A 7,430-nucleotide genomic window follows, 5' to 3' on the forward strand; every position below is an offset into this window, starting at 1 on the left:
ACATCATCCATCGCGTTGTGTCCATTACGTTGCTTGTGGACACAACCTGCCTAAGCGCTCCCCCGATTCATAGGTGACCCAAAAATCGCGTTTACGTAGGAGGCGAAGCATGAAAAGCAACGGCCAGCGCCGAAGCGTTGAGGTGTTCGACACGCCCTCCGGTTTAGGAGGGAGCCACACGGTTGAGGTTGTCGAGGACCTTGGAAACAATAAGGTCAAGGTGCGCGTCTGGTATGGGCGCGCCACCGCGGCAGGTTGGGAAGCGTGGAAGGATTGGGACGGCTACCGCTTTGAGACCGACCGCGCCAACCTGACCAACAAGCGGTCAATGCCGCTGTTCAAATAGGACCTGGGCCGCATTTCGATGCGGCCCGACATCAGGAGGGACACCATTGAGCCGCTACACCGTGACCGTGAAAACCGACGAAGAGACCGACGAGAACGCCGTAATCGGCTATGATCCGCCGTTGCGCACCTTCTTTCTGCAGGCGTTTCCCGATGAGGAAACCGACGAATATGCCCTATGGTTCGGGACGCATCTTGAGCAGCACCCAAGCCTAGAATCGATCATCGAGAGCGCGCGCCGTTTTGGCTATGAGATCGAAGGGCTGTCACAGAAGGCCATCGTCGCCATGACAAAGGAAGCGGGAACGCCGACGCCGCCAAGCCTTGGCGAGCGGCTGGGATTGGTACGCTGACAATTGTTGGATGCTTTGTTGCGGGGCTGGTTCGGAAGAACTGGCCCCGTAGCCATTTTGGCAGTTGCGAACCTGGCCGCATCGAGCGGGCTGCGGTCCGCCCGAAGGGAGCCCATGCCCCTCCCCTCGGCTCCCCTCCCGCCCGGCGTGCCGCCGCCGTTGGCGGCGCTTGATCGTCTCGCTCAGGTGGTTGATCGAACCGGGCGATCCGCCAGCAATGAACTCATTTCCTTGGCGGAAAGCGTGTCTTTGGTCGCGATCAGATAGGCCGCGAGATAGGTCAGCTTCAGGTTGGCTTCTCCCTCTCCCTTTGGCTTGTAATTGATGATTGCCAGGCGCCGTGCCGTCGCCTTTTTCCCCCCTTGAACAGCTGCCGAGTGCTGATCGATCAACTCACGAAGCGAGGGACCTTCTCCAGTCCCACTACCTGCGGTTTCCGTTCCAAGGTGCTTGGACGACAGCTCGTCCGAGGTGAAGCTTGTGCGCAGAGTGGCTGTTGCCCGATGCGACGAACGCGAACTGGATAACGACAGTAGCATGGTGGATGCCTCACCGATCAGTTGCATTGGAGGGGCTTTAAGACCATTGAACCTGACGAAACGCACGATAGGATGCGAAACGAAACGAAATCCGGGCGTGCAAGTCATTGGAAAAAAACGGTAAGATTTTTGTCGCGCCGCCTAACGACGGAAGCGATTTCAAGGAGCTGTTCAAGCAGATGGCCGCTGCAGGAGCCGGTCGGCCCTTGGGTGATGATGGTTTTCCGCAAGGCCCCTGGACGCCGGAACTGCTGGCGGATGCCATTTCGAAGATCGACTCCAATCGTAGCGGGGTGGATCTCCGCACGGTCCAGCTCTGGTTTCAGGAGAACGACAAGGGCATCAGCACCACCAACATCCGCTGGCTCGCACGCATCTTTGGTTGCGGCGACAAGGAGGCGACGAATGATTGGATGAAGGAGCTTAGTGCAGCGCAAGCCCGCCTGACTGCCAAGCGACGGGATACCAGAAAGACTGGCGGCGCAGCTACTTCGCGAGTGCCGGACATGCCGGCGCCAGCCGCAAACCAGATTCCGCTAACGCCGGTCGTCTCGGTGGATCTTGAACCCATGTCGACGGAGCGGCCATCTGGTTTGGCGATCAGGACCGAGACGATTTTCTCTCACGGATCACACTTGAATCTGCCGTCTTCGGTCTTTGCCGGTTCGTCCGCGCTCGGGTTCCTGTCCTATATCCTTGGGATCCACACCATCACCTATATGCGCGAGGACGGTATCGAAAAACAGGTCGGCTTTCTGTGGGCGCCAAACTGGACCTTCCTCTTCATGGTGCTGCTGCCGCTGTTCTTCGCCATAGTCATCGAGCTTCTGGTTTTCTGGAAACATGATGCACGTCCAAGGTTTCTGGCACATGCCGATCGACCTCAAAGCGGGGATGCCTGGATTCAAAACCTGCAGGCGAACTCCCATACCTATTGGGCGGTTTTCCTGATCTGCATCTTGTTTGCCGGCCTGGCTCAATGGATTGGGGTGCAGCTGATCCCGCTGTTAGAACAGGCGCAGGATTTTGCCCCGAGTTGGGGGACGATTGGCATCATACGGCCTGACATAATTTCGACCCCGGCAGCCATCGTCTTCACCGCCCTCGCCTACCTCTATATGTCCGTCACCTTCTACCTGCTCTTTGCGGGCCTGATCATTCTGCATACGATCATCCATGATCTTTGGAAGCTCGATAGCCAAGCGACGCTTCGGACTGATCAGGCATCAGGGCCGGGGGTCAGTGAGGCCGCTCTGAGGATCATGCGGGGGGTGTTTCGATGCACAGTTCTCGTCGTCCTGGCCGCCATCTGCATGAAAGCGCAGAGCGCCTATCTCGCTTCACAAGGCCCCGACATCATAACGTGGATCGTTCGCGATGTGTGGGCTGCCCTCACCAACTACGACGACGGCGATCATATCTTCGGCTATCGAATGCCAACCCACTACAGCAGCCTCCTCGTCGCAATATCGACCTGCAGCGTCTTCCTGTATGGAGCGATCCGGCTGGGCAGTGACAGACGTCTGCGAGCGCCCTTGTGGAAGATGTCTTCCGCGATCGGACTGCTCCTGATCTCGTATCTGACGATCGATGCCTTTGACGGCTTCTCGGTTTTGCTGATTGTCGCCGCATTGATCGCTACATACGGGCTATTTGATCCAGAGTTTGGATTCGGCTGGCGAGCCGGCGGTATGGAAGGCGACAGCCATGTTTCATAGCTGGCTCGATCGCTGGGACGAGGGCCGCGCCCAACGCGGCGAAGAGGCCAAGGAGACCACGGACCTCATTCTGGACGCCGATCGTGCATTCCCCGGCATGGGAGCGGCTGAAAAGCTAGAGGAGTTCTGCGTACTCGCGGAAACGGCCGCCGCTGATCCGGGTTTCTTCGATCCGCCTGATTCAAGCGGCCAAACCTTTGAGCTGCGGGATGGCTGGCTGAAATTCCCTTCGGACATCTCAACGGATGTCGCGGAAAACAACATCGTGTGGGCCAGGATCACGGAGAGCGGAAAACGCGATAAGGCGGTGGTGATCTTTCATCACTGGAACGCCGAAAGTCGGAACCGGCAGATTGCCGGGTTCCTCTCCTGGCAAGGGATCACGGTTATCGAGATCGCCATGCCTTACCACTTGGAGCGCAAGCGCCCGGGCTCGCTCTATGCCGATTACATGCTCAGCGCCAATCTCGGCCGAACGGTGCAGGCCGTCAGACAGGCTGTATGGGACGGGCGCAAGCTTATCCGCTGGCTAAAGCGCGAGGGGTATCGGGATGTTTCTGTCCTCGGGATGAGTCTTGGTTCCTGGATAGCCGGACTGGTCGCGGCGCATGAGACCGCCGTTTCTCGGGCGTCACTCTTCCTCACGGCAGGAAGCCTTGCCGAAATGGTATGGACCGGGCGCGCAACCCGTTCGATCCGGAAGAGTCTCGAGCCGCATCTTGCGCTTGCCCAGCTTCAACGAGCGTGGGCACCACTCGATCTTGAAAACCATGCAGACAGGCTGGCGCGGCCAAGCCTCGAAATTCATGTCATCCTGGCATCGAGGGACACGGTTGTTTTACCGGACCTGTCAGAACGCCTGCTGAAGCGGCTGCAGAATGCCGGAGCCAGAGTGAGCGTGCTGCGGCTGAATTGCGGGCACTACTCTCTTGGGCGGCCACCCTACATCTTGGGAGCCGGATGGAGCCTGAAGCGGTTTCTGATGCGCAAGCGCGAGGCCGCCCAGGCTTAGGAGCGCTTGAGCGCCGCATCGAGCGGCACCCAACCGCAATGAGGGGAGCCCCCTTCGGCCCCTCCCCTCAAACTCCCCTCCCCCTCACGACGGAGGCGCCCCGCAAGCGGGACGGTTCACTGAGGCTTGTTGTCGTTTCCGGCTAGGAGCGTCGAGGTGAGCTCAACCACCGCTGCAGCATCACGGCGATGGAGATCCGACCTGGCGGCCGGATCACGATTTGCCGGTTGAAGGCAAAGACGACGGCCGGGGCTACGAAGGCCGCGTTTTCAGGCCGCTCCTTAGTGGCCGTACGTAATCTAATGCTGCGCACAATACGTCGGGCCCCGCCTTGGCGTGCAACCCTAAAGGGTTCTCCTCTCCGCTGCGCTCCGTTGCGATCGCTTCGCGATGCACTCGGCGGTTCCAGCCGTATTCGAGCTTCGCGATTACGCACAACCACTAAGGAGGAACCTCTGATGAAAACGCTCGTAACCTTCTGCCAGAAAACCGGCCGTCGCCTTCGCCAGTTCATCAACCGGCAAATCGCGAAGCTGTCCCACAAGGGCCAACTTCGGTTCTCCATCGCCGTGATGCTTCCGCTCATCGCCAAGGTCGAGTTCAACTATCAAGTCGAGCTCAACAGCAAGGCCGGAAACGACAACAAGCCTCAGTGAAGCACGGCCGCACCCTGCCCTGCAGGGTGTGGCCTATCCGTCGTGATCCCGAACCCGCGGCCTTGCACGCGCCCGCAGGAAGCATATTTGCTGGAACATGACCGACTTTCCAAAAGCGCCACCCGAAAAGGATGAAAGCCGCTACATCGCGTGTCAGATGGCGGTGGAGACTGTTTTGCAGGACCTGGTAGAGGATGCCATGCGCCGAGGTTGGGAGGAGACGGAAGTCCTCTCTGCCATTACAGAGGTTGCGGACAACCTCATGCTGGCGGCGGATGCCAATCGGGATCTAGACCTGCTTCTCGCTGCTCTGAGAAGAAACATGCCCCCGCCCAATCTTGCCGGTTAGGCGTCTCCAACATCGAGCGAATATACTGCCGCTGCGTCTTCAGGGTCGCGAAGTCCCTTGAACGAGGCGTGGCGCAGTTTCCCGTCGGACTTCCATCCCCGGAAGTCGATTTCAGCGATCAGGCCTGGATCTGTCGCGATGCGGGTCTTCTCTTTGAAGCGGATCACCGGCTTGTTCGTTTTAAGCTTGTCGAGCTGCTTTCGCAACGCTCGCGCTTGCTGATGTTTAAAGCCAGTTCCGACACTTCCGACATAGACGTACTCACCTCCTCTGAGAGCTCCGAGAAGGAGGCTTCCAAAGCCATCTGGCATAGCTGACGACAGTTCGTAGCCTAGGATGGCAAAGCTTTCGCGCTGGACGCACTTGATCTTAATCCAGTCGCCAGTCTTGCCCGGTCTGTAGGGGCGATCACGATGCTTGCCGATGATGCCTTCCAGGCCCAGCGCGCAAGCGTGTTCGATCAGCCTTTCGGGATCCTCGTTGATTTCCTCGGACAAGCGGATCGCCCCTGTGGCCTCATCAAGCAGATCCTCAAGGATGTGCCGCCGTGCAGCAAATTCCAGCTTACGCAGATCATGGCCGTCGAGGTACATGAGATCGAACGCGAACATGAGCGCGGTTGCAGCCGGGTGTTTTCCGGTCCGGCCCCCAAGCGAGCCCTGCAGCAGCCCGAAGTCTGATCGCCCCATCTCGTCGAGCACGACGGCTTCACCATCGAGGATGAATGTCGCCGGACCAAGAGCGGCCGCCGCTGACGCAATGGCCGGGAATCTTTCCGTCCAGTCAAAGCCGCCGCGTGTCAGGATCCTCACCTTGGATAGCTCCCGGTGGACAGAAATCCGGTAGCCGTCCCACTTGATATCGTAGGACCATTCAGGCCCCTTCGGCGGGCGGTTCTTCAAGACGGCTAGGCAAGGTTCGACGCGATCCGGCATGGGATCGAACAGGAGGCGCGGCTGTTCAGGGTCGCGAGGTCTCAGGCGTCCGCTTCGCAGCGGCGCCTTATCTTCCGTCAGAAGCGGTTTTGGCGGCTTTCGCGGTCCTTTTACCATTCCGCCATTTCAGCAGAGACAGCTTAACAACCCGCTTAGGAAGCCTCTGGACCTCCGTCCGCTTGCTCCATAGGGTTTCGGTGCCCGGAAACGACGTAGGACAGGCACTGGTGGATCAGGCAACCGCCCAGGAGCTGCTGAAGCTCATTCACAGTATCGCAGATCCTTGCGAGGATATCATCGCCAAGGCTGGCGATCTCGCCGGCGATCCGTCCCAACCGCCAGAGATCCAGCAAGCCTCTGCTGACCTGGCTGCGACTGTTGAACAGCTGTTTCAGATCGCCCACTACATCATGAACGCAACGCCCAGGCTGTAGAGGCAAGGAACGGTTTTGCCGGGGGAAGTCGGTCCCGGCTTCCGCTTCGCGGCGCTATGCTAAGCCTCCTGCGGCTTCCCTTCTTCCGTCAAAACCGTGTCGAGAATTCCCGCTTTCCCGCCCCTGAAGGAGGGGCGGCGCTATGCTGAAAGCTCCGATGTTCTTCATTGTCCTTCTCGGATCTCGGACTGGCGCCGATCGATCCGAGCCGAGCGGCTAACCGCCGCTACGACACATTGAATCAAGTTGAAATGGAGAGCTGCCCGAGGAGCGGAGCGCTCATCACTCGGAGCGCAGCGGGCAGATCCATCGTTTTATAACCTGGTGAAGACGGAGAACCGGCGTCGCCGGTTCGCATCCGCAAGGATCGGCCGGGATCGGCCGCCCATGGATCCTACCCTGTACCGCTCTTACGATAGGTCGCCAATCGCGCCAATGGGCAAGCGCGCAGGCGCTGTCGCTCGTCAGGAAAAACGGCTTTCGCCGTCAAGCCGGCAAACCTTCCGTTTTTCCTTCCTCCCGCCCCATGACCCGATCCGCGTCCTAACGGGAGCGGGCTGCGCCCTCCCCCTTCGTTCCGCCGGATGTGGGGGCACATCCTTCGAAAACGAAGGCAGAGGCTTCGCCCACTAGCGGGGCTTGCTCCCAAGGGAAACGGGAAAAACTGGAGCAAGAGACCATGAGCAACATCATCGCGATAGCATTGAACAAGCTGGACGCAGACCCGAAGAACGTCCGCAAGACTTACACCAAGGAGAGCATCGAGAGCCTGTCGGCCTCGATCCTCGCCAATGGCGTCATCCAAAACCTTGTGGTGCGCAAGGCATCCAAGGGAAGATACCTCGTAACCGCTGGCGGTCGCCGCCTTGCAGCCCTCAATCTTCTGGCCGAACGGGGCGAGATCACGGCTGACTACGCTGTGAATGTCATTGTCCGGGAGGCGGGTGACGCCACGGAATTAAGCCTGACCGAGAACGTGATGCGGGAGGCGATGTTAGGTTCTGTGTCGCGACTGTCCTGTTGGATTCGTACAGCCGTCATGGTTGTGGGCGATATTCGCGGGGCATACCGAGGAAGGCACACAGACGT

The 7,430-nt window shown here is 59.2% G+C and carries 10 protein-coding genes; 8 read left to right on the forward strand and 2 right to left on the reverse strand.

Annotated features, from left to right (window positions below; all coding sequences use genetic code 11):
* Positions 1–109 precede the first annotated feature (109 nt).
* Together DES43_RS21665 and DES43_RS21670 are read left to right on the forward strand one after the other, a co-directional pair.
* A complete protein-coding gene (locus tag DES43_RS21665) occupies positions 110–346 on the forward strand; it encodes a hypothetical protein (protein ID WP_133676360.1) in 237 nt (78 codons plus the stop codon).
* Between the two features lie 46 nt (positions 347–392).
* Positions 393–698 carry a hypothetical protein gene (locus tag DES43_RS21670; protein WP_037094732.1) on the forward strand — a complete coding sequence of 102 codons (306 nt, stop codon included), beginning with the start codon at positions 393–395 and terminating at the stop codon, positions 696–698.
* A gap of 182 nt (positions 699–880) precedes the next feature.
* Here DES43_RS21670 and DES43_RS21675 read toward each other — a convergent pair whose 3' ends face one another.
* Positions 881–1,264, reverse strand: a complete 384-nt coding sequence (locus DES43_RS21675) for a hypothetical protein (RefSeq protein WP_245514622.1) — start codon at positions 1,262–1,264, stop codon at positions 881–883.
* An 80-nt stretch (positions 1,265–1,344) separates the two neighbouring features.
* Here DES43_RS21675 and DES43_RS21680 point away from each other — a divergent pair, with 80 nt between their 5' ends.
* The 4 genes from DES43_RS21680 (at position 1,345) to DES43_RS21695 (ending at position 4,972) form a co-directional block, all read left to right on the forward strand.
* Positions 1,345–2,955 carry an RcgA family putative transporter gene (locus tag DES43_RS21680; protein ID WP_037094726.1) on the forward strand — a complete coding sequence of 537 codons (1,611 nt, stop codon included), beginning with the start codon at positions 1,345–1,347 and terminating at the stop codon, positions 2,953–2,955.
* The gene (locus tag DES43_RS21685; RefSeq protein ID WP_133676362.1) at positions 2,945–3,967 is read left to right on the forward strand and encodes an alpha/beta fold hydrolase; all 1,023 of its coding nucleotides are present in this window, start codon (positions 2,945–2,947) and stop codon (positions 3,965–3,967) included. Before DES43_RS21680 ends, DES43_RS21685 begins: the two co-directional genes overlap by 11 nt.
* Positions 3,968–4,425: 458 nt before the next feature.
* Entirely contained in the window at positions 4,426–4,623 is a 198-nt protein-coding gene (locus tag DES43_RS22565; protein ID WP_162699452.1) for a hypothetical protein, read from the forward strand.
* Positions 4,624–4,720: 97 nt separating this feature from the next.
* Positions 4,721–4,972, forward strand: a complete 252-nt coding sequence (locus DES43_RS21695; protein ID WP_052642495.1) for a hypothetical protein — start codon at positions 4,721–4,723, stop codon at positions 4,970–4,972.
* Here DES43_RS21695 and ligD read toward each other — a convergent pair.
* A complete protein-coding gene (gene ligD, locus DES43_RS21700) occupies positions 4,969–6,024 on the reverse strand; it encodes a non-homologous end-joining DNA ligase (RefSeq protein WP_133676364.1) in 1,056 nt (351 codons plus the stop codon). The two genes, DES43_RS21695 and ligD, sit on opposite strands and share 4 nt — an antisense overlap.
* 110 nt (positions 6,025–6,134) lie before the next feature.
* Between ligD and DES43_RS21705 the strand changes: the two genes are divergently transcribed.
* Both DES43_RS21705 and DES43_RS21715 read left to right on the forward strand, forming a co-directional pair.
* Positions 6,135–6,341, forward strand: a complete 207-nt coding sequence (locus DES43_RS21705) for a hypothetical protein (protein WP_037094711.1) — start codon at positions 6,135–6,137, stop codon at positions 6,339–6,341.
* 679 nt (positions 6,342–7,020) lie between these two features.
* Positions 7,021–7,430: ParB/Srx family N-terminal domain-containing protein (locus DES43_RS21715; RefSeq protein ID WP_166647811.1), on the forward strand; the 410-nt coding region annotated here is incomplete at its 3' end.

The organism is Aquamicrobium defluvii, assembly GCF_004363725.1.
Classification (GTDB): domain Bacteria; phylum Pseudomonadota; class Alphaproteobacteria; order Rhizobiales; family Rhizobiaceae; genus Mesorhizobium; species Mesorhizobium defluvii.

Bases quoted from the DNA above. Each gene is read 5' to 3' on its own strand.
- DES43_RS21685 (WP_133676362.1), top strand. From the start codon at position 2,945: ATGTTTCATAGCTGGCTCGATCGCTGGGACGAGGGCCGCGCCCAACGC.
- DES43_RS21665 (WP_133676360.1), top strand. From the start codon at position 110: ATGAAAAGCAACGGCCAGCGCCGAAGCGTTGAGGTGTTCGACACGCCC.
- ligD (WP_133676364.1), bottom strand. From the start codon at position 6,024: ATGGTAAAAGGACCGCGAAAGCCGCCAAAACCGCTTCTGACGGAAGAT.
- DES43_RS22565 (WP_162699452.1), top strand. From the start codon at position 4,426: ATGAAAACGCTCGTAACCTTCTGCCAGAAAACCGGCCGTCGCCTTCGC.
- DES43_RS21675 (WP_245514622.1), bottom strand. From the start codon at position 1,264: ATGCAACTGATCGGTGAGGCATCCACCATGCTACTGTCGTTATCCAGT.
- DES43_RS21695 (WP_052642495.1), top strand. From the start codon at position 4,721: ATGACCGACTTTCCAAAAGCGCCACCCGAAAAGGATGAAAGCCGCTAC.